This window comes from Enterobacter sp. IF2SW-B1 (genome assembly GCF_001743375.1).
Lineage (GTDB): Bacteria > Pseudomonadota > Gammaproteobacteria > Enterobacterales > Enterobacteriaceae > Enterobacter > Enterobacter bugandensis.
Genome location: NZ_MJAA01000344.1, coordinates 1 through 375, shown reverse-complemented (window position 1 = coordinate 375; position 375 = coordinate 1). Strand labels below are relative to the sequence as shown.

General features: G+C 64.5%; 2 pseudogenes. One reads left to right on the top strand and one right to left on the bottom strand.

The annotated features are described in order from the left end of the window. Nucleotides 1-189: pseudogene (locus tag A6013_RS27700) on the bottom strand (hypothetical protein); the annotation flags it as partial. On the opposite strand from A6013_RS27700, the pseudogene A6013_RS27695 reads away from it, so the two are divergent. After that, a pseudogene (locus A6013_RS27695) lies at nucleotides 179-375 on the top strand (hypothetical protein); the annotation flags it as partial. The pseudogenes A6013_RS27700 and A6013_RS27695 sit on opposite strands and share 11 nt — an antisense overlap.

The following is a 375-nucleotide window of genomic DNA, read 5'->3' as shown; positions in this document are numbered from 1 at the left end:
GACCAGCTTGCCCTGGGCGCGGTGGTTGAACGGCGAGTCCAGAGGCACAAAACGAGCGGACGCTTTGTCCGGGAGGCCGGTGATCTCCTGCAGCCGTGAAAAGCTGGGCAGAGAGCGCAGCGTCGCAGGGGTAGCGACCACGTGCGGCACGCTGCGCCAGATCAGCTTTTCCAGCGGATCGGCGACGCGGGGCGCGCTGACCCGCTTTTCCCGGGGGCAGGAGAGGAGCGGCCTGAAGGAGAAAGCGGGCGAGCGTTTTGTGGCGCTGGACTCGCCGTTCAACCACTGCGAGCAGGGCAAGCTGGTCATTCCACGCATGAAATACGAGCCGCTTATCGACAACGAAGAGCAGCACATTGCGGAGATGGCGGCCTA